The 20273-nt window shown below is 73.0% G+C and carries 16 protein-coding genes; 10 read left to right on the plus strand and 6 right to left on the minus strand.

What is annotated here, in order from left to right; all coding sequences use genetic code 11:
* Positions 1-78: 78 nt before the first annotated feature.
* From ACFY30_RS28065 to ACFY30_RS28075, 3 genes are all read right to left on the minus strand, one after another.
* A complete protein-coding gene (locus ACFY30_RS28065) occupies positions 79-1749 on the minus strand; it encodes a phospholipid carrier-dependent glycosyltransferase (protein WP_390848107.1) in 1671 nt (556 codons plus the stop codon).
* A 90-nt stretch (positions 1750-1839) separates the two neighbouring features.
* Positions 1840-3756: a phosphatase PAP2 family protein gene (locus tag ACFY30_RS28070; RefSeq protein WP_390847928.1), complete on the minus strand. Its 1917-nt coding sequence runs from the start codon at positions 3754-3756 to the stop codon at positions 1840-1842.
* A gap of 192 nt (positions 3757-3948) precedes the next feature.
* A complete protein-coding gene (locus tag ACFY30_RS28075) occupies positions 3949-4857 on the minus strand; it encodes an N-acetylglucosamine kinase (RefSeq protein ID WP_390847929.1) in 909 nt (302 codons plus the stop codon).
* Between the two features lie 333 nt (positions 4858-5190).
* Here ACFY30_RS28075 and ACFY30_RS28080 point away from each other — a divergent pair, with 333 nt between their 5' ends.
* The 6 genes from ACFY30_RS28080 (at position 5191) to ACFY30_RS28105 (ending at position 13467) form a co-directional block, all read left to right on the plus strand.
* Complete coding sequence (locus tag ACFY30_RS28080; protein WP_390847930.1) at positions 5191-6324, plus strand: ROK family transcriptional regulator; 1134 nt, start codon at positions 5191-5193, stop codon at positions 6322-6324.
* 275 nt (positions 6325-6599) lie between these two features.
* A complete protein-coding gene (locus tag ACFY30_RS28085) occupies positions 6600-7922 on the plus strand; it encodes an ABC transporter substrate-binding protein (protein ID WP_390847931.1) in 1323 nt (440 codons plus the stop codon).
* Between the two features lie 123 nt (positions 7923-8045).
* Positions 8046-8966 (plus strand): carbohydrate ABC transporter permease, encoded by a 921-nt coding sequence (locus ACFY30_RS28090; RefSeq protein ID WP_390847932.1) that lies wholly within the window; start codon positions 8046-8048, stop codon positions 8964-8966.
* Positions 8963-9865, plus strand: a complete 903-nt coding sequence (locus ACFY30_RS28095; RefSeq protein ID WP_390847933.1) for a carbohydrate ABC transporter permease — start codon at positions 8963-8965, stop codon at positions 9863-9865. Before ACFY30_RS28090 ends, ACFY30_RS28095 begins: the two co-directional genes overlap by 4 nt.
* 2 nt (positions 9866-9867) lie before the next feature.
* Positions 9868-11586 (plus strand): hypothetical protein, encoded by a 1719-nt coding sequence (locus tag ACFY30_RS28100; RefSeq protein ID WP_390847934.1) that lies wholly within the window; start codon positions 9868-9870, stop codon positions 11584-11586.
* Between the two features lie 48 nt (positions 11587-11634).
* Positions 11635-13467 carry a hypothetical protein gene (locus tag ACFY30_RS28105; protein ID WP_390847935.1) on the plus strand — a complete coding sequence of 611 codons (1833 nt, stop codon included), beginning with the start codon at positions 11635-11637 and terminating at the stop codon, positions 13465-13467.
* 9 nt (positions 13468-13476) lie between these two features.
* Here ACFY30_RS28105 and ACFY30_RS28110 read toward each other — a convergent pair whose 3' ends face one another.
* Both ACFY30_RS28110 and ACFY30_RS28115 read right to left on the minus strand, forming a co-directional pair.
* Positions 13477-14073, minus strand: coding sequence for a hypothetical protein (locus ACFY30_RS28110; RefSeq protein WP_390847936.1), 597 nt, complete (start codon positions 14071-14073; stop codon positions 13477-13479).
* A gap of 4 nt (positions 14074-14077) precedes the next feature.
* Positions 14078-14710, minus strand: coding sequence for a nucleoside/nucleotide kinase family protein (locus tag ACFY30_RS28115; protein ID WP_390847937.1), 633 nt, complete (start codon positions 14708-14710; stop codon positions 14078-14080).
* Positions 14711-14792: 82 nt separating this feature from the next.
* On the opposite strand from ACFY30_RS28115, the gene ACFY30_RS28120 reads away from it, so the two are divergent.
* From ACFY30_RS28120 to prcB, 4 genes are all read left to right on the plus strand, one after another.
* The gene (locus tag ACFY30_RS28120; RefSeq protein ID WP_390847938.1) at positions 14793-15188 is read left to right on the plus strand and encodes a YybH family protein; all 396 of its coding nucleotides are present in this window, start codon (positions 14793-14795) and stop codon (positions 15186-15188) included.
* A gap of 93 nt (positions 15189-15281) precedes the next feature.
* Positions 15282-16025, plus strand: coding sequence for an HAD family hydrolase (locus ACFY30_RS28125; RefSeq protein WP_390847939.1), 744 nt, complete (start codon positions 15282-15284; stop codon positions 16023-16025).
* Positions 16022-18364 carry a glycoside hydrolase family 65 protein gene (locus tag ACFY30_RS28130; protein WP_390847940.1) on the plus strand — a complete coding sequence of 781 codons (2343 nt, stop codon included), beginning with the start codon at positions 16022-16024 and terminating at the stop codon, positions 18362-18364. The genes ACFY30_RS28125 and ACFY30_RS28130 overlap by 4 nt, the downstream gene beginning before the upstream one ends.
* A 79-nt stretch (positions 18365-18443) precedes the next feature.
* On the plus strand, positions 18444-19301 hold the full coding sequence (gene prcB, locus ACFY30_RS28135) for a proteasome subunit beta (RefSeq protein ID WP_390847941.1): 858 nt from the start codon (positions 18444-18446) through the stop codon (positions 19299-19301).
* Between the two features lie 12 nt (positions 19302-19313).
* Here prcB and ACFY30_RS28140 read toward each other — a convergent pair whose 3' ends face one another.
* On the minus strand, positions 19314-20273 hold the full coding sequence (locus tag ACFY30_RS28140; protein WP_390847942.1) for a hypothetical protein: 960 nt from the start codon (positions 20271-20273) through the stop codon (positions 19314-19316).

Below are 20273 nucleotides of genomic sequence, written 5' to 3' on the forward strand. Positions count from 1 at the left end.
CCACGCAGCTCAACATAGCTCACGGAGCGTGCGGGACAGCGTGCCCGAGACCCTGCCCGTCGCACACCCCGCCGGCCGCTACCGCTGGTAAATCGTGATCGAGTGCCCGACCTCGCCGACCTGCCGGCTGGAGCGGATCAGCCGGGCCAGCCGCCCCCTCGCCCTGGCCGCGGCGGAGTCCGACACGGCCAGCACCCCGTGCACCGTGCGCAGCGGCGCCCGCCGCGGGTCGGACGCCCGGATGCCGTAGTACGCGGGCACACCGCTGCCCTTGTAGACGAGCCACACCCGTTCGCCCGCGTACCGCCCGTGCAGCCGGTCCGCCAGCCGTCCGAGATCCTGGCCCCAGTCCACGTTGGAGTCGTGCAGCCGCAGATGCGTCTTCGCCGGTCCGCCGAACGCCTCGTTGGAGTACGGCAGGTAGTACGGGAACGTCCGCAGCGAACTGACCGCGACGAACGCCACCACCGCCCAGGTCAGCACCCGCCTCCCCGGCCACCGCACCACCAGGACGCATCCGGCGGCCACCGCGAGGAACATCGGCAGGAAGACCGCGTACCGGGTGCCGAAGTTGCGCGACCCGGTCATCGCCGAGGCCAGCAGCACCGCCGCGGGCACCAGCACGTAGGGCACCACCGGGCGCAGCCGCCGCACCGCCACCAGGGCGAGCGCCCCGGCCGTCCACAGCGCGAGCATGCCGAGCGGTGTCTTCACCACCAGCGCGACCGGCAGGTAGTACCAGCGCGGCCCCGAGTACACGTGCCCGAACAGAAAGCCCTGCCAGGCCTGGTTCTCCAGCCCGAACTGCACCCGCACGCCGTCCCGGTACGCCTCCGGGAAGGGCAGCAGCCGCACCAGCAGCCCGCGCAGTCCGTGCACCACGGGCACGTGCGTCTGCCGCGGGTCCCACCGCAGCCGGGGATCCACCAGGAGGTACGTCATCCACACGACGGCCACGGCGGTCACCGCGACGACCGCCGCCGCCACCGCCCCGCGCACCCGCCGGAGCCCCGTCGACCAGGCCGCGAGAGCCACCAGCACGGGCGCCGCGGGCAGCGCGCTCATCTTCGTGGCGAGCGCGGCGCCGAGCGCGGCCCCGGCGAGCGGAAGGTACACGCGCGCCCGTCCGCCGCGGACCCGCCACAGCAGCCACGCAGACGTCAGCAGGAAGCCCGCCGCCGGGACGTCGAGCGTCGCCAGGGAACCGTGCGCGATCACGTCGGGGGAGAAGGCGTACAGAGCGAGCGCGGCCAGGGCGGGGGCGGGCCCGGCGAGGTCGCGGGTGAAGGCGAAGACCACCAGGCCGAACAGCAGCGTCAGGATGATCACCGGCAGCCTGGCCCAGAACATCAGCCGCCAGGGGTCGTTGCCCGACTCGTAGAGGAGATGCCGGCCCGCCGCGGTCTGGTCGCCGGTGAAGTCCGTGTCCACCCGTGGGCCGGCGAGGGCCACCCCGCCGGCGACGACGAGCTTGCCCAGCGGCGGGTGCTCGGGGTTGTAGCGGATCCGGTGCTCGCGCAGATATCCGGCGGCCGTGGCGACGTACACCGGTTCGTCGATGGTCGGCGTCTGCCGCACCGCCGTCGTCACCGCCGCGGCCGCCGTCTGGGCCAGCAGCAGCGCCACCAGCAGACGTACCGGCCACGGACGGAGCCGGCCCGGCGGTGAGGGGCGCGGCCGGGACGGCACCGGTTCCCGGTGCCGTCCGTGCGTCCGCTGTGCGTCCGTGGGAGTCGCGCGCGTCATCATCCGCCCCGCGGCGACACGCGCGGGGCGGCGGCGGGAGCGGTCCGCGGTGGCCACAGGGCCACTGTGCACCAGCTCCCGCCCCCAGGGGCGCTACCGCTTCCGGAGTCGTACCGACAGACCGTCCGCCGTGTAGACAGGTACGGCGCGCAGCTTGTCGGAGTTCAGCTCCACCTCGTCGAACTGGCCGCGCAGCGCGCAGGCGGCGATCACCGGGACGACGTCCCCGGCGCGGGCGGGCCGCTCGTCGTCCAGGCGCAGCGACAGCACCGAGCCCTGGCCGAGGGTCACCCGGCCCGACACGGTGAGCGCCGGCCCGTGGCCGCGGCGCAGCGGCAGCTCCAGCGTCGCGCCCGTCGACTGCGTCCAGGTGCCGCGCACCCGCACCGGCAGCTCCGCGCGGACCGTGCCGCCGGTGAGCCGTACGCCGCCCTGGCCGAGCGCGTCGGCGTGCCCGGCGACGAGCGTGCCCTCCTCCACCACCGTGCCGCCGTGGTAGCGGTTGTGGCCGGTCAGGGTGAGCGTGCCCGAGCCGCGCTTGGTCAGACCGCCGTCGCCGTCGATGTCGTTGCGCCAGGCGTCGGCCGCGTGGAAGCCGCCCTTCGCCGCGTCCAGGGTGACCGTCACGTCGGACTCGAAGGAGCCGTAACCGTCGGCGGCCGCGAACAGGTTGAGGCGGCCCCACTGCTCGAAGCCGTCCAGCAGGACGTACCCGGAGGGCAGCGCGGTCGTGCGCAGGACCGCGCGGCGCTGCTCGGCGGTGAGGTACGGCTGGCGGGTCTCCAGCAGCACCTCGGCGCCCTTGGGCACGGTGAGGGGTTCCTTGCGGCCCTGGCGCTCCAGGACGTACGTCAGGCGCGGCTCGGCGGCACGCCGGTTGGCGTCCCGGTCGGCGTACTTGTCGGAGGCGTCCGCGTGCGCGTAGGCGAACAGTGTGTCGGCCGTGGTCCCGGTCTTTCCGGTGAAGTAGGCCAGGGCCTGGGCGCGGGCGGCCGCCTTCAGCTCGGCGTTGGCCGGGTCGGCGAGGGCGGCCGCGGCGAGCGCGGTCGCCATGATGCGGCCGCCCATGACGTCGACCGTGGAGTGCATGCCGGAGACGATCCGGGTGTGGCTGAGCTCCAGGGCGCGGGTCACCAGCTCCTGGAACCGCTCCGGCACCGCGTACGCGAACGCCAGGGAGGCGAGATGGAAGGCGTTGGTGTGGCCGCTCGGGAAGCCGCCGTCGTCGGTCGCGGAGGTGCCGCGCTGACGCAGCAGCTGCGGGACGACGACCACCTTCGAGTCGTAGACCGGATACCCGAGCGCGTCGGTCGCGCCGGTGTCGACGACCTCGCTGTCCTCGTTCATGCGCCACGGACGCGGGTACTGGAAGGCGTACTTGCCGGGGTTGCCCGAGGCGTACGGGCCGCGCACGGTGTCGACCAGCCTGGCCACCTGGCCGAGGTCGGAGGTGTACGAGCCGGCGCCGAGCGCGGAACCGGCGGGGGCGTCGGCGGGCACCGCGTCGCTGACGGTGGTCGCGGGCGTGGTGTCCGGCGCGCTCGTGATCGACGTGACCGCCTTGGCGCCGGTCCGGTACAGGTCCGCGAGCGGACCCAGCCCGCCGATCATCGCGTAGCTCTGGTGCTGGCGGTCGTGGACGAACGCCTCCCTGCCCTGGGCCTCGGTGCGCGCCCCGGTGACCGCGGCGCAGTAGCGCATGTTGGCGCGCAGGATCTCCGGCCGGAGCGGGGTGCCGGTGTTCCAGCCCGAGCCGGTCTTCCACACCTGCGCGAAGCCGCCGAGGATCCGCACCACGGCGTTGGTCTCGGGCGTGAGGTTCGTCAGGACGTTCGTCCTGTAGTCGTCGACGAACGGCAGCGCGCCCGTGGCGGCCCTGGCGTCGGCGGCGCCCAGCCAGGAGACCGTCGTCGGGGCGGCGACCAGCGCCGCGGAGCCACCGAAGGAGACCTTCAGGAAGCGCCTTCTGTTCACGGCCGAGGGGGTGCTGAGGCCGGCGGATGACGGCATGGATGTGCCTCTCTCGAGTTCTGCGGCCGGGAGGCCGGAGGGAAGAGGTGCGGTCATGTGCGGCTCGGTGGCCTTCTGAGGGCCGGTGAGCCGGATGACGCGTACGAGCGAAGATCTACGGCCGGGCCGTGTCGCTTCCGCGAGGCCCGGGCGACCGGTGCGTGTCCCGCGGGTGAACGGGGGAGCGGCGGCTCACAGAAGCGAACGCGCCAGCGCCACCGCGCCCTCGACCGGCGGCACGGTCAGCGGCCGCGGCCGTGCTCCCGGTACGGCGGCGTCCAGCGCGGCGGTGAACGCCTCGTACAGCGCGGGCTGCCCGAGCACCGTGCCGCCCGCCACCACCACGTCGTCGACCGCGACCCCGCGGCCGGCGAGCCGGACGACGAGCCCGGCGAGGGCCTCGCCCGCCCCGGTGATCACGCGGCGGGCGAGCGCGGAGCCGTCGGCGGCGGCCGTGAAGACCACGCGCGCGTGCCGGCCCCACTCGGCGGAGACGTCCGAGGCGCCCTCGAGGGCCGCGCCGAGCGCGGGCACCTCGGGCACCGCGAACGCGGCGAGGAGACCGGCCGCGAGGGCGTCCGGCTCCTCCCCGCGGTCGTGGGCGGCCCACACGGCCCGCGCCGCCTCCCGGACCAGACCGGCGGCGCCGCCCTCGTCGCCGAGGACCGCCCCCCAGCCGCCCACCTGCACGGGGGTGCCGTCGGGCAGCGGACCCACCGCGACCGAACCGGTGCCGGCGACCAGGCCGACCCCCTTGTCCAGTCCGGCGGCGGGCACGAGAAGCTCGGCGTCGCCCACGATGTGCGCGGGAACGCCGAGAAGTTCCTGGACGGCGGCACGGATCGGCGCGCACTGCCGGGGTGTCTCACAGGCGTGGGCGCCCACGGCCAGCGCGCCCGGGCGGGTGCCCGCCGGCAGCGCCTCCTGGACGAGCCCGGCCAGCCAGTGCGCGGCGGCGGCCGGGTCGTGCGGCCGCCAGCCGCTGCTGGACCGGACGTGGTCGGCGACGACGTCCCCGCCCGCGAGCGCGCGGAGATGCGTCTTGGTGCCGCCCACGTCGACGCCGACCACGAGGGGGCACGAAGGGGGGGAGTCCTGCACGGATCCTCTTTCGTCGATGCGCTGAGCTGCGACGGCGGGCGAACCGTGACCGCGGGAGATCCCGCGCCTGGAGGGAGCTTCGGTGAACTAGGGAAGCCCCGGGACGGGCTTCTGGTGAGGCACGGCAGGCGAGTACCGTGAAGTTCGTTAGGAAGTTAACTAACGAAGTACAGTGCGTCAAGAGCAGTCGCGCACTCGACCCCCGGGACGCCCGTCCGGGCCGCCGCGGGGCGGGACCGCGCGCCGTCGTCGCATCCCATCGCCGCAGCCCGCCGAAGAGATCGGCAGGGTGCGCGGCCCTGTACCCGTGTGGGGGAAACTGTGGAACACGACGTGGCGGAAGCCCCCCGCCTGACCGAGAGCGCGAGCGCGGTGTTCGCCGTGCTGGCCCAGGCGGGCAGCGCCACCCGGCCGCAGCTGGCGAGCCTGGCGGGGCTGTCCAAGCCGACGGTGTCCTCCGCCGTGGCGGAGCTGGAGGGCGCCCGGCTCGCCGCGCACTCCGGCACCGCCTCCAGCGGGACCGGCCGCTCCGCCGCCGTCTACCGGCTCGGGCCCGCCGCCGGCGCCGTCCTGGCCGTCGATCTCGGCCCCGCCGTCACCCGGGTCAGGGGCTGCGCCCTGGACGGCACGCTGCTCGCCGAGGCGACCGCCTCCCGCAAGGACGCCGCCGACGCCGTACGCGAGGCGCTCTCCGCGCTGCCCGCGGGCGCCCCGCTGCGCTCCATCGTCGTCGCCGTCGGTGACGTCACCGCGCGGGACCGGCAGGGCAGCGGGATGCGCCCGGCCACCGCCAAGGCCGGCCCGGTCTTCGACGCCATGGCCGTCGCCCTGCCCGCCGGGGTCCCCGTCCACGTCGAGAACAACGTCAACTGCGCCGCGCTCGCGGAGCTGCACGAGGGCGCCGCCCGGGGCCGTCACACCTTCGGCTACCTGCGGATCGGTGTCGGCATCGGCCTCGGCATCGTCGTCGGCGGCCAGGTGCTGCGCGGATCCAACGGCGCCGCCGGCGAGCTGGCCCGGCTGCCCTACCCCTGGGACGACGGCCGTGAGCCCCGCCAGGAGGCCCTGGAGCAGTACATCGGCGCCCGCTCCCTCCTGCGCCGGGCCGAAGACGCCTGGGAGGCCGTGGACGGCCCCTGTCCCCGTACCACCGAGCGGCTCTTCGCGCTGGCCGGGCAGGGCGGGGCCACGGCCCGAGCCGTCGTCGGCCGTCATGCCACGGACGTGGGCCGTCTCGCCGCCGCGGTGACCGCCGTGCTGGACCCCGGCCTGATCGTGCTGGGGGGCAGCACCGGCGCGGATCCGCAGCTCCTGCCGGGTGTGCGCGCCGAACTGGCACGCCTCAGCTGGCCCACCGAAGTGGTCAGCAGCACGGTCGGCGACCTGGGCACCGTCGCGGGTGCGGCACGGCTCGCGGTCGCCCGGGGAGTCCAAACCGTGACCGAGGCCGCGGGGCCCAAGGATTGACGGCCTCCGACTCGGTCTGCCAATGTCCGGACAAGCGCTTTCTAAGCCGGTCGGGACACCGGCTTGAGGTGAGCGTCCCGCCCGTACTCGACGTACGGCAACCGCACCAGGGCGTGCTTGTGCGGCGACGGCCACAGCGGCCGGGGACCCTCGCCCGTCAGGATGACGCGGCCGGGCGAGGCCGCGCCCTCGGAAAGCGAACCTTCCTGCAAAATGCACCCGTGCCGCCTCGGTCGGCGCCGTGCTGCGTCCCCTACGACGAAAAGGGATCAAAGATGACCACTGTGGGTGTGCGGCGCTCCCGCCGACTCGGCCGCGGCGGCATAGGCCGCGTGGTTCCCCTCGCTGCCGTGGCCACGGCAGGTGCCCTGCTGCTCTCCGCCTGCGGGTCGGGGTCCGACTCGGGCGGGAACGCCAAGTCGCTGACGTTCTGGATCTCCACGGTTCCGGGACAGGACGCGGGCTGGAAGAAGCTCGTGGCGCAGTACAAGAAGGAAGCCGGCGTCTCCGTCAAGCTCGTCAACATCCCCTACGACGGCTACACGACGAAGCTGCACAACGCCGCACAGGCGAACTCCCTGCCCGACGTGGCGGCCGTGCCGGCGCTGGACCCGATCTGGTCGAGCAAGCTGATCGACCTCAGCTCCATCGCCAACGACAAGAGCAACAACATCAACGCCAACTTCCTCGCCAAGGACTCGTCCGGGAAGGTGCTGTCCATCCCTTCGGACGTCACCGCGTCCGGCCTGTTCATCAACGAGACGCTGTTCAAGAAGGCCGGCGTCTCCTTCCCGGCCTCGCCCGACAAGACCTGGACCTGGACCGACTTCATCGCGGCGGCGGACAAGGTCCGGGAGAAGACGGGCGCCAAGTACTCCCTGACCTTCGACCAGTCGCCGTCCCGGCTCCGCGCCATGGTGTACGAGATGGGCGGGAAGTACGTCCACGCGGACTCCTCCGGCAAGTTCTCGGTGGACGCGGCGACCAAGAAGGCCGTGAACTACTTCGTCGGACTGAACGACAACAAGACCATGCCGAAGTCGGTGTGGACCAGCGGCGCCGACCCGTCCGCCATGTTCCAGAGCGGTGACGTGGTCGCCTACTGGTCCGGCGTGTGGCAGGTCGCCGCCTTCGCGGACAGCATCAAGAAGTTCGACTGGGCGAGCGTCCCGACTCCCGCCCAGCCGGTGCAGGCCAGCGACGTCAACAGCGGCGGCATGACGGTGGGCTTCAACAACAACGCCGAGGGGGCCACCGCGGCGAAGAAGTTCCTGTCCTGGCTGTACGAGCCGGCCCACTACAAGACGCTCTGCGAGACGTCCGGCTTCCTGCCGGTCGAGAGCGGTCTGAACCCGGAGTACCCCTTTGAGTCCGAGGCGGCGCAGGCGGCGTTCAAGCTCTACAACGAGGAGATCCCGCTCTACGCCCCCATCTCCGGCTACTTCAACACCGCGCAGACGAACTGGGTGCTGAAGGGCAAGAGCCTCGCCGATGACCCGACCAAGGCGGAGCTCGGCAAGGCGATCAACGGCCAGCAGTCGGCCGACAAGGCCCTGGAGAACATCGTGGCCGGCTACAACCAGCAGGTCGGCGGCTGATCGCGGGCCACAGGGCCGGGCGGCGGGGTCGAGACGCCGCCGCCCGGCCCTGGCGCCGCACGTGATGCCGGGCTCACGGCATGAGCCCCCAGGAACCCATTCCACCAGCACGGAGTCAGGAAGATGACAAAACGCGCCTCGGACGTGTCAAAGGTGTCCGTGAGCCCGCCCAGGAGACGCAGCAAGTACACCCTCGCACCGCTCGTCCTCATCGCGGCCAACGTCGTGCTCTTCTCGCTGTTCTTCGTCTGGCCGGCGGTGATCGGGCTCGTCTACTCCTTCACGAACTACACGGGTGTGGGGGCGTTCCAGTTCACCGGACTGGACAACTACCACAACCTGTTCGGGGACTCCACCTTCTACGACGCGCTGTCCCGGACGCTGCTGTACGCCGTGCTCTTCGTACCGCTGAACTTCGCGCTCTCGCTGCTCGCCGCCAACCTGGTGGTGAACAGGCACGCGAAGGGCGCGTCGGTCGCCCGTGTCATCTTCTTCATCCCCTGGCTGCTGTCGCCCATCGTCGTCGGTGTCCTGTGGCGGTGGCTGTTCGGAGAGAACTTCGGACTGGTCAACTACGTCATCGAGCAGCTCGGCGGAAGTGCCGTTCCGTGGCAGTCGAACGCGGACCTGTCGCTGATCGTCGTGGTGATGGCGGCGTCCTGGGCCTGGACGGGTTTCTCGATGCTGCTGTTCATCGCGGCGATCAAGAACGTACCCGTGTCGTACTACGAGGCGGCCTCGCTCGACGGCGCCGGCCCATGGCGCCAGTTCATCAGCATCACGCTGCCGAGCATCGCGCCCACCTCGTTCATCGTCATCCTGCTCAACACGATCAACGCGATGAAGGAATACCCCGTGTTCGTCGCCCTCAACAACGGCGGCCCCGGAACGTCGAACAACCTGCTTGTCCAGTACATCTACGAGACCGGCTTCAAACGGGGCCAGATCGGCTACGCGAGCGCCGCGTCATTCGTGCTCATGCTCATCCTGATGGCCGTCGCGATCATCCAGCTGATCGTCAACCGGCGGGTGGAGAACCGATGACAACCACAGACATGCCACGCCCGCTCGACGCCGATGCCACACAGTCCGTTTCCAAGAAGCGGCCCCGCAAGGCGGGCAGCGGCGGGCTCCGGCGGGCGGTGCCCGCGACGACACTGCTGTGGATCCTGGCGTGCCTGTACGGGCTGCCGGTGCTGTGGTTCATCCTCAGCTCCCTCAAGCCGGCCAGCGACCTGTTCTCCTATCCGCTGACGCTGGTTCCGCACAACCCCACCCTGTCGGGTTACCTGACGGCGTGGCGCAGTGCCAACTTCTCCCAGTACTTCGTCAACACGGCCATCGTGTGCGTGATCACGACGATCCTCACCGTGGGAGCCAGCTGCTGCACCGGGTACGCCCTGGCCAAGTACGACAACAAGTGGCTCAAGGTGTTCTTCCTCTGCATCCTGGCCACCACGATGCTGCCGTCCGAGGTCATGCTCGCCCCGGAGTTCCTGGTGGTCCGCAACCTCGGCCTCTACAACTCGTTCAGCGGCATCATCCTCCCGGCCGTGCTCACCGCGACCGGATGCTTCATGTTCCGCCAGTTCTTCCTGACGGTCCCCGACGAACTCGTGGAAGCCGCGCGCATCGACGGCGCCCGCGAACTGTCGATCTTCCTGCGGATCATGGTGCCGCTCTCCCGGCCCATCATGCTGACGCTCGCCATCCTGTCCTTCCAGTGGCGGTGGAACGACTACATCTGGCCGCTTCTGATGCTGAACGACCCCAACAAGTTCACCGTGCAGATCGGTATCCAGAGCATCGTCGGCGCGCAGAACATCAACTGGTCGGTACTGCTCGGCGCGTCGGTCATCTCCATGATTCCGCTGATCGTGATCTTCCTGGTCTTCCAGCGCTACGTCATGGGCGCCGACATCAATGCCGGACTGAAGGACTGACCTTGCCCACCCCGCCCGACCACGAGTTCGTCCGCGCGGTGGCCCGCGCCGCCGACCGGGCGGCCGCCCCGCTGGCGGCCGCCCCCGGCGAGGAACCCGCCGGGGTGACCCACCGTGCCCTGGCCCGCCGGGTGAGGACTCTGGTCGCGGCCCACCGGTCCCCGCACTCGGCACTGCACGGCAGCGGGCAGGCCGTCGCCGCCGCGATGACCCACCTCCGCGCCCTGCGGGCCGCGCAGACCGCCACCGGCCTCTTCGCCGGCGGCGACAACGTGCAGTCACCGCCCGACTCCGCGTTCACCGTCAACGACGTGTGCGACGCGCACGTCCTCGCCGCAGGCGCGGGGCCGGAACTGCGCGACGTCACGGCCGCGCTCGCGGAGATCGCCGGCGCCGCGTCCGGCAGTCTCCTGACCGGTGGGGTGCACACCCCGAACCACCGCTGGGAGCTGTGCGCGGCGCTGGCCCGGCTGCACCGGTCGTTCCCCGACGACCGGCTGCTCGACCGCGTCGAGCAGTGGCTCTCCGAAGGCGTCGACATCGACGCGGAGGGCCTGTACTCGGAACGGAGCGCCACCTACGCGGCCCACGTGTCCAACCCTTCGCTGCTGCTGCTGGCCGGCGTGCTCGGCCGCGCCGACCTGCTCGACGCCGTCGAACGCAATCTCGCCACGACCCTGGACCTCATCAGGCCGGACGGCACCGTGGAGACCGTCCACTCGCGACGGCAGGACCAGAACCACCGGTTCCCGCTGGCGCCCTTCCTGCCGCACTACCGACTGCTCGCGGTCCGCACCGGCCGGGGCGACTTCAGCCGGGCGGCGAGGCTGGCGGCCGCGGGCGGCATCGACGACCCCGGCCTGCTCGCCGAGACCCTCCTGACCCCGGACCTGTGCCGCGCGCTGCCGGCCCCGGACGCGCGGACACTGCCGCGCGACCGGTACCTCACCACCGCGCGCCTCGCCGTCCGCGCCTCCGCCACCGCGCACACGGTGCTGTACGGCGGCTCCGACGTGCCCGCGCACCGGCGCGTCCGCTCGGGCCTCGCCTGCAATCCCACCTTCCTGCGCCTGTTCGCCGGCGACGCCGTCCTCGACGCGGTCCGTCTCTCGCGGGGGTTCTTCGACATGGGCCCGTTCCGCGCCGCCGACGTGCGACGCCTCGCCGACAGCCGCTACCGGCTCACCGAAACCCTCTCGGCCGCCTACTACCAGCCGCTCCCGCCGGGCCGGCGGCGGGACGACGGCGTCTACGGGCTGGCGGACGAGGGACGCTTCTCGGCCGCGATGGCCTTCCCGGACCGGCCTCGGGACGAGATCTCCCACACGACCCGCGTCGAGGCGGACCTGAGGGACGACGGAGCCGACCTGCGCATCGACATCAGCGGACCACGGGTGCCCTGGGCCCTCGAACTGACCTTCCGGCCGGGCGGCGTGCCGGAGGGCGCCGTACCGATCGGCGACGGACGCTGGTGCCTGACGACCGGGCCGGTGACCTACCGGGTCGGTGACGACGAGATCCGGGTCGAGGCCGGCGTCGAGGCGGGCGAACCGCTCGCCGGGCCGGACCGCAGCGACGTACTGCGCTACGACCCGGGTCAGGACCACACCGTGGCGGGCGGCACCGACGCGACGACCGGGAACCGCGTCTACCTCGGTGGACACGGCCCGCACACCCTGACCGTCGCACTGCGCGCCCGCCGGCCCGCACCCGTCGTGTGACCCCGACGAACCACGCCATGGCCATCCCCGGCATGAAGGACTGATCCCGTGCACCTCCCTCGCCAGCGCGGCCCGCTGCACGACCTGCCCGATTCCCCGGAGGCGTACGACGCCGTCCTCGCCGACGTCACCGAGCAGGCACTCGCGCGCCTCACCCCCAAAGGCAGCCTCGAACACCCCGACTGCGTCGACGACATCGGCGACACCTCCCTCGGCATCACCTCCCTGCTGGCCCTCGCCTGGCAGCGCACCAAGGACCCGCGCCTGCCGGAGGCGGTCCGCCGCAGCCTCGCCTTCCACCTGCGCGAGCGGGTCTACCGGGACGACAACCCCGGCTACCCCAACCTCAGGGTGCGCGACTCGGGCCTGCCGTACGCCCGTTACGTCCTGGAGGCGGGCGCGCACCCCATCGGCGACTGGCCGAGCACGGTGTGGGCGCTGCTCCAGGCGGTGAACATCCTCGACACGGCGGACGGCCCGGTCGACGACGGGCAGCGCGCCGAACTGCTCGACGTGGCCCGCGGCTACTGGAACTGGCTCACCGAGGCGACCTTCTTCAACCCGCAGGAGGCGGGCAACCAGGCGATCGGATGCGTGGTGGGCGGTCTGATGCTGGCCCGCCATCTGCCCGGTGACGAGGGAGCACGGGTCCGCTCCCGGGCCCTGGAGCTGTACACCGACGAGATCCGCGCCCACCGGGTCCGCGACCGGGGCGCCCTGCTGCCCCCCGAACACGGCGGCGCCTACGACAACAACTACGGCCCGATCTCCCTCTCCTTCCTCGCCCAGGCCCACCGGGTCAGCGGCGAGGAGGTCTTCGCCGAGGACGGGGACGCCCTCGCCCGCTACATCGACGCCCGCCTGACGAACGGCGGCTTCGACAACGGCGGCTCCCGCTACAGCGAGCAGCACTCCGCCTTCGAGTCGGTGCTCGGCCTGCGCTACTTCGGCGCCCGCATCGGCTCCGACCTGGGCCGCTACCGGGGCGACAGCCGCTGGGCCCGGCACGCGGTCAAGCCGGACGGCGGGGTCGACGGCCACTTCGCGTGGATGCTGGTCTGGCAGATCCAGGACACCACCCCCTGGCACCGCACCCCGGCCGGCGCGCCCGCCCGGCACCAGTTGCGCGCCGGCACGGTCTGCGTCGCCTTCGACGACCGGATGACCCCGGCGGTGGTCGAGGCGGCCGGCACCTACTACCTGCCCGCCGCCGTCAGCCGCCAGCACGGCTTCGGCCCGGTCACCGACGGCTTCCTGCTGTGCCGCCCGATGGGCGCGGTCCGCGTCCGCGACGTCCGCGCCGGCGGCCTGACCGCCAAGCTGGTCACCAAGCCGGTCGTCGGCCGCGACCACGTCCTGCGCCACGTCCGCTCCCTGTACGTCACCGACGGCAGGACCCTGTGGACGGCGGTCGCCGTGGAACGCCTCGCCGGCACCCCGTACCTGCTGGCCGGCCTGCCGTACGCCGAGGACGACGGCGACCGGGTCCGGCGCACCGCGCACGGGGCCGTCTCCTCCGCGGGCACCCTGCGCCTCACCCACCCCGAGGCCCGGGGCGCCGAACACTTCGACTCCCGCGCCGAACGCACCCAGGAAGAGGCCGCCTTCGCCCTCGCCGCCGACCCGCGCGGCTACGGCAACCCCGACGAGGGCTGGCGCCACCTGGTCAGCTCCACCGCCCTGGAGGCCGGCCCGGTCCCGGACGCACCGGACGACCTGCACGTGTTCGCGGTGCGCTACGGCACCGAGGAGCCGTTCGCGGTCTCCGTCGAGCGGGGCGAGAAGGGGCTGACCATCCGGACGGACGCCTTCACCGCGGTCCTGGGCGCCGACGACGCCCACGCCGAACCGGAGCTGACCCTGCGCGCCGCCGAGGACTGAGGCCGGTGCTCAGACAGGCAGCCCCAGCAGTCCCCAGCCACGCCGCGCCGTCTCCTCGACCACCACCGCCCACTCGCGCAGCAGCACCACGAAGGCGTCGAAGTCGGCGATCCGGCCGCCGGGGCGCGCCGCGTGCCGGTCGTACTCCTCGCGCAGCCCCTCCAGAAGGGGCTCCGCGCGGGCCCAGTGGGCGGCGATCGCGGGTACGAGGGCGGGCGGGCAGACGAGGAGGAGTTCCGGACGCCAAGGTGCCGGATCCGAGGGGAAGAGGCCGGTCGCCAGCAGCTCGTCCCCCTCCCCGATCAGGTGGAAGAGGAAGCCGTCCAGAGCGTCCCGCAGCGCGGGAGCGGCGAACCGCCGCGCGGTGCCCCAGCCCTCGCCCGCCCAGAAGTGCGGCTTGTAGGACCCACTGGTGCTGCGGAACTCGTAGCGGCCGCACCAGGGCACCTTCGGTGAGGCGGGGAACACCCAGCCGACCTCGGGTTCCGCGTCCCAGCCGAGAGCGTCCGGGCACGCCGCCTCGTACAGCAGCTCCTGCCGGTCGGCCACCGGAGTCCGCTCCAACCGCTCCCAGTCCAGCGCCAGTACGGTGATGTCCAGCCCCACACCGCTACCCTACGCGGACCACCAGGTCCGCCCGGTCCCGTGTCCCGGCCACCAGCAGGGCGTTGCGCTCGTCGCTCCCGTGCACCCAGGCCACCGCCGCCTCGTGCTCCTTGCCGAACTCCTCGTGGCGGGCGATCAGCCGGCGGACGCGGTCGTCCTCGTCGGTCTCGCAGAACCACACCTCGTCCAGCGCGGCCCGTACCCGCGGCCACGCGCCCGAGTCGAGGAGCAGGTAGTTGCCCTCCGTGACGACCAGCCGGGCCGCCGGCGGGACCGGGACCGCGCCCGCGAGCGGCTGCTCCAGGACCCGTTCGAAGCCGGGCGCGTACACCACCTCGTCGGTGTCCGACCGCAGCCGGTGCAGCAGGGCCGCGTACCCGGCCGCGTCGAAGGTGTCGGGCGCGCCCTTGCGGTCGCTGCGGCCCAGACGGTCGAGTTCGACGTCGGCGAGGTGGAAGCCGTCCATGGGGACGTGCGCGGCCCAGGGCTCGCCGTCCCCGTTCAGTTCCCGCACCAGGCGCTCGGCGAGGGTCGTCTTGCCCGCGCCGGGGCTTCCCGCGATACCGAGGAGCGCGCGCCGCCGGCTCTCCCCGGCGAGAGAGCGGGCCCGGTGCAGCAGATCGTCGAAAGTGAGCACACAGCAGAGTGTCGCAGTCTCCTGGAAGGAGACCCCAGGGAGGTACCGGTTCGCATCGACCCGTACCGAGAGGAGGACGACCGTGTCCGACGACGAGACGCAGATCCGCACCCTGATCACCCGCTGGGCCGACGCAGTCCACCGCGGCGACCTCGACGCCGTCCTCGCCGACCACGCGGAGGACCTCGTCCTGTACTACGTCCCGCCACCGCACGCGGGCTTCCGCGGCCTCGCGGCCTACCGGGCCGTCTGGCCGCCGTTTTTCGCCTGGCAGGCCCACGGCGCCCGCTTCGACATCGACACCCTCGACGTCACCGCCGGCCACGACGTCGCCTACGCCCACGCCCTGCTGCGCTGCGGCACACCCGGGGAACTGGCCGCGACGCCCGGCCTGCGGCTGCGCCTCACCTTCGGCCTGCGCAAGGAGCACGGCCGCTGGCTGATCGCGCACGAGCACCACTCCTTCCCCCACGACTGACGCCGGACCGGCGCCGGGCCGACGCCGTACGGACGGCGGATGTGGCGGGTGCCACACCGGTGAGGGACCCGTTCCGGGGGAACGGAACCCTGTATGACGACGACGCTCGGCCTTCCCGAAGCCATCCAGGCCTGTCTCTTCGACCTCGACGGGGTCGTCACCCGGACGGCCGTGGTGCACGCGGCCGCCTGGAAGGAGACCTTCGACGCCTTCCTGCGCGAGCGCGACGGCGAGGGGTTCCGGCCGTTCGACGCCGGTGACGACTACGACGAGTTCGTCGACGGCCGCCCCCGCGCCGACGGTGTGCGCACCTTCCTCGCCTCCCGCGACATCCATCTGCCCGAGGGCCGGCCCGACGACCCGCCCGACGCGCCGACCGTCCACGGCCTCGGGAACCGCAAGAACGAGCGCCTTCTGGAGAAGATCCGCAGCGAGGGAGTGGAGGCCTACGACGGCACCCTGCGCTACATCGAGGCGGCCCGCGCGCGGGGGCTGCGGACGGCGATCGTCTCCTCCAGCGCCAACACCCGGGACGTGCTGCGCTCGATCGACGCCGAGGACCTCTTCGACGTACGGATCGACGGCGTCGTGGCCGCCGAGCGGGGCCTGCCGGGCAAGCCGCACCCCGACACCTTCCTCGCCGCCGCCCGCGACCTCGGTGTCGAGCCGTCGGCGGCGGCCGTGTTCGAGGACGCGCTCGCCGGGATGGACGCCGGGCGCGCCGGGAACTTCGGATACGTCGTGGGCGTCGACCGCGTCGGGCAGACCGACGCGCTGTACGCGCACGGCGCGGACGTCGTCGTGAAGGACCTGGCCGAGCTGGGGGGACGCGCGTGATCACCGAGCGGTCGTACACCGTGGAGCCCTGGTGCGTGCGCGAGACGGAACTCGACCTCGACGTCCTCGCGCAGAGCGAGTCGGTGTTCGCGCTGTCCAACGGACACGTCGGCTGGCGCGGCAACCTCGACGAGGGCGAACCGCACGGCCTGCCCGGCTCCTACCTCAACGGCGTCCACGAACTGCACCCCCTGCCGTACGCCGAGGCGGGCTACGGCTACCCGGAGTCCGGCCAGACCGTCATCAACGTCACCAACGGCAAGGTCCTGCGGCTGCTGGTCGACGACGAGCCGTTCGACCTGCGCTACGGCCGCCTCGTCGCCCACGAACGGGTGCTCGACCTGCGCCGGGGCGTCCTGGAGCGGACCTGCGAGTGGACCTCGCCGGCCGGCTCCACGGTCCGGGTGCGCTCGACCCGGCTGGTCTCCCTCGCCCAGCGCGCCGTCGCCGCCGTCGCCTACGAGGTGGAGGCCGTCGGCAGCCGCTCCCGGGTGGTGATCCAGTCCGAACTGGTCGCCAACGAGAGCCTGCCCGACCCGAACGGCGACCCGCGCGCGGCCCGCGCGCTGAAGTCGCCGCTGGAACCTGAGGAGGACGTGGCCCTCGGCCACCGCCTGCGGCTCGTCCACCGGACGAAGCGCAGCGGACTGCGGGTCGCCGTGGCCGCCGACCACACCGTCACCGGACCCGAACGCACCACCACCGGCAGCGAGAGCAACGTCGACGTGGCCCGCCTGACCGTCACCTCCGTGCTGGAACCCGGCGAGAAGCTGAGGGTGGAGAAGCTCGTCGCGCACGGCTGGTCCGGCGCCCGCTCCCGGCCCGCGATGAGCGACCAGGTGGAGGCCGCCCTCGCCGCCGCCGCGCACAGCGGCTGGCAGGGCCTCCTCGACGAACAGCGGGCCTGGCTCGACGACTTCTGGGCCCGCGCGGACGTCGAGGTCGACGGCGACGAGGAGATCCAGCAGGCCGTCCGCTTCGCCCTCTTCCACGTCCTGCAGGCCGGCGCCCGCGCCGAGCAGCGCGCCATCCCCGCCAAGGGGCTCACCGGCTCCGGCTACGACGGCCACGCCTTCTGGGACACCGAGACCTTCGTCCTCCCCCTGCTCACCTACACCGCCCCCGGCTCCGTCGCCGAGGCCCTGCGCTGGCGGCAGAGCACCCTCCCCGCCGCCCGCGAACGCGCCGTCCAACTGGGCCTGCGGGGCGCCGCGTTCCCCTGGCGGACCATCGAGGGCTCGGAAGGCTCGGCATACTGGCCGGCCGGCACCGCCGCCTTCCACGTCAACGCGGACATAGCCGACGCCGTCGTCCGGTACGTCGCGGCCACCGGGGACCGGGACTTCGAACGGACCACGGGCGTCGAGCTGCTGGTGGAGACGGCCCGGCTGTGGCGCTCGCTCGGCCACCACGACGCCCACGGCACCTTCCACATCGACGGCGTCACCGGACCCGACGAGTACAGCGCCGTCGCCGACGACAACACCTACACCAACCTGATGGCCAGCGCGAACCTCCTCGCCGCCGCCGACGCCGTCGAACGCCACCCCCGGGAGGCCGCCCGGCTCGGCGTCGACGAGGAGGAGAGCGCCGCCTGGCGGGACGCCGCCGAGGCCGTGCACATCCCCTACAACCACGACCTCGCCGTGCACGAACAGCACGCCGGCTTCACCCGCTACCAGCACTGGGACTTCGCCGGCACCCGGCCCGACCAGTACCCCCTGCTGCTGCACTTCCCGTACTTCGACCTCTACCGCAAGCAGGTCGTCAAGCAGGCCGACCTGGTCCTGGCGATGTACACCTGCGACGGCCACTTCGACGACGAGCAGCTCGCCCGCAACTTCGCCTACTACGAACCCCTGACCGTCCGCGACTCCTCGCTGTCCGCCTGCTGCCAGGCGGTGATCGCCGCGCAGGCCGGCCATCTGCGGCTGGCCTACGACTACACCGCCGAGGCCGCGCTGATGGACCTGGCCGACCTGGAGCACAACACCCGCGACGGACTGCACATCGCCTCGCTGGCCGGCACCTGGACGGCCCTGGTCGCCGGGTTCGGGGGACTGCGCCGCGACGGCGACAGCCTGCGCTTCGCGCCCCGCCTGCCGGAGAAGTTCAGCCGCCTCGCGTTCAGCGTCCAGCTCCGCGGCAGCCGGCTGCGCGTGGAGATCGGCCCCGAGAAGGCCGTGTACACCCTGCTGTCCGGCGGACCCCTGACGATCCGTCACCACGGCGCGCCGCTCACCGTGAACGGGGACGGCCCCGTGGTGCGCCTGGTGCCGCCCGCGCCGGTGCGCCGGCCGCCCGCCCAGCCCCCGCACCGGGGACCGAACACCCGCTGAGCCGTACCCGGGTTTCCCGGCCGCCGGGCGCAGGTAGGTAGGAGGAAGTCGGTGACCGCGGCGGGCGAGGGGGAGTGGCATGACGGCAGACCGTGGGCACGAGGGCCGGCTGGGGGACGCGTTCCTCACCCCGGGGGGCTCGTCCTTCAGCGAGTTCCTCGCGGCGCACCGGCCCGAACTGCTCCCGAACCGCCCGCCGTTCCCCGACGGCGTCCGCGCCGCGCCCGACCGGTTCCCGCACGGCACCACGGTCCTCGCCCTCTCCTACCGCGACGGCGTCCTGATCGCGGGCGACCGCCGGGCCACGATGGGCAACCTCATCGCCCAGCGGGACCTGGAGAAGGTGCACCCGGCGGACGACCACACCGCCGTCGCCTTCGCCGGCACCGTCGGGCTCGCCCTGGACATGGTGAAGCTGTACCAGGTCGAGCTCACCCACTTCGAGAAGCTCGAAGGCATCCCCATGACCCTCGGCGCCAAGGCCCGCCGGCTCGCCACGATGATCCGGCAGAACCTCGGCCAGGCCATGCAGGGCCTCGCCGTCGTCCCCCTCCTCGCGGGCTACGACCGCACCGCGCCCGGCGGCGCCCGGGGCCGCATCTTCAGCTTCGACGTGGCCGGCGGCCTGTACGAGCAGGCGCCCTTCCACGCCGAGGGCTCCGGATCGCCGTACGCGCGCGGTGCCCTGAAGAAGCTGTTCCGGGCGGACCTGCCCCGCCGCGAGGCGGCTCTGGCCGCGCTCCAGGCCCTGTACGACGCGGCCGACGACGACTCCGCCACCGGCGGACCCGACATCGGCCGCCGCATCTTCCCGACCGTCTCGGTCATCACCGAGGACGGCTTCGAGCGGCTGCCGGAGCGGGAGACCGAGGAGCTCAGCCGGGAGACGGTCGAGCAGCGCCGGAGCAGGCCGGACGGCCCGTACGCGGCACCCTGAGCCGCCGAGCCCTCACACGCGCAGCCCCGACTCCTTGCGCCAGCGCAGGATCTGCTGGGCCGGGTCGCCGGTGTACGCCCAGGGGGTGCGGGTGGCCCGGCGGCCCAGGAGGCGCAGCAGCTCCGCCGCCACGTCGTGCGCGTCCGCCCAGCAGGCCGCGTGCGCCAGGTAGTTGAGGTCGCGGAGTTCGCCGGGGGCGACGGGCGTGGCCGGACGCTCGGCGATCCAGCGCTCCCAGGTGCGGCGGACGTCGCTCACCGCGCCGTCGTTGTTCCAGTGCTGGGCGAGCGCCACCGTGGCGGGGCGGCCCTGCGGGGTGTCGACGGCGTAGCGGTACTCCTCCACCCGGGCGTACTGGACCAGCACCGGCAGCGGGCAGCCCGGCGGAGCCACGCCCGCCGCGTCGCGGGCGAAGTCGTACATCAGGCCGTGCGAGCCGTGCCAGCGGGCGGAGTAGTAGTGCAGCACCTGGAGATGGCCCTCCATGCTGTACGGGTCACGCCGGTGCAACTCGTCCCACCAGCGCGCCATTTCCTGCCGGCGCACCCCGGACGGGTACAGGCGGGCCACCGAGATCAGCGAGATCCACGGTGTGGGGTCGTCCGGGTATGCCTCGGCCGCCGACAGACACGCCAGCACCGCCGCGTCGATCCGCTGCTGGTCGATCGGCACACCCCGGCCCGCGGCGATCGCCAGGTTGAACGCCCGGGCGGTCTCCGTGGCCGCCCGCAGCACCAGCGCGTCGGCGCTGTGCGGCTCCGCGGCCAGCCAGGTCTCCACCGTCGAACTGCCCGTGCAGGCCTGCGCCAGCAGCCGCACCCGGTGGCCCCGGGCGAGCCGGTCGGAGCCGGTCGTCCGCAGCAGTTCGCGCAGGCCCTGCCAGCGGCCGATGACGATGTCCTGCCGGGCGGAGGACAGGGACGTGTCCCCGCAGTCGGGGTCGAAGTCGGGAGCGAAGCGGTCACGCGCCAT

The sequence above is a fragment of the Streptomyces sp. NPDC000345 genome (assembly GCF_042898825.1).
In the GTDB taxonomy this organism is placed as follows: Bacteria; Actinomycetota; Actinomycetes; order Streptomycetales; family Streptomycetaceae; genus Streptomyces.

Excerpts from the sequence above, each read along its gene's own strand:
- ACFY30_RS28065 (WP_390848107.1), bottom strand. The coding sequence starts at position 1,749 with ATGATGACGCGCGCGACTCCCACGGACGCACAGCGGACGCACGGACGG.
- ACFY30_RS28070 (WP_390847928.1), bottom strand. The coding sequence starts at position 3,756 with ATGCCGTCATCCGCCGGCCTCAGCACCCCCTCGGCCGTGAACAGAAGG.
- ACFY30_RS28085 (WP_390847931.1), top strand. The coding sequence starts at position 6,600 with ATGACCACTGTGGGTGTGCGGCGCTCCCGCCGACTCGGCCGCGGCGGC.
- ACFY30_RS28090 (WP_390847932.1), top strand. The coding sequence starts at position 8,046 with ATGACAAAACGCGCCTCGGACGTGTCAAAGGTGTCCGTGAGCCCGCCC.
- ACFY30_RS28095 (WP_390847933.1), top strand. The coding sequence starts at position 8,963 with ATGACAACCACAGACATGCCACGCCCGCTCGACGCCGATGCCACACAG.
- ACFY30_RS28125 (WP_390847939.1), top strand. The coding sequence starts at position 15,282 with ATGACGACGACGCTCGGCCTTCCCGAAGCCATCCAGGCCTGTCTCTTC.
- prcB (WP_390847941.1), top strand. The coding sequence starts at position 18,444 with ATGACGGCAGACCGTGGGCACGAGGGCCGGCTGGGGGACGCGTTCCTC.
- ACFY30_RS28140 (WP_390847942.1), bottom strand. The coding sequence starts at position 20,273 with ATGGCGCGTGACCGCTTCGCTCCCGACTTCGACCCCGACTGCGGGGAC.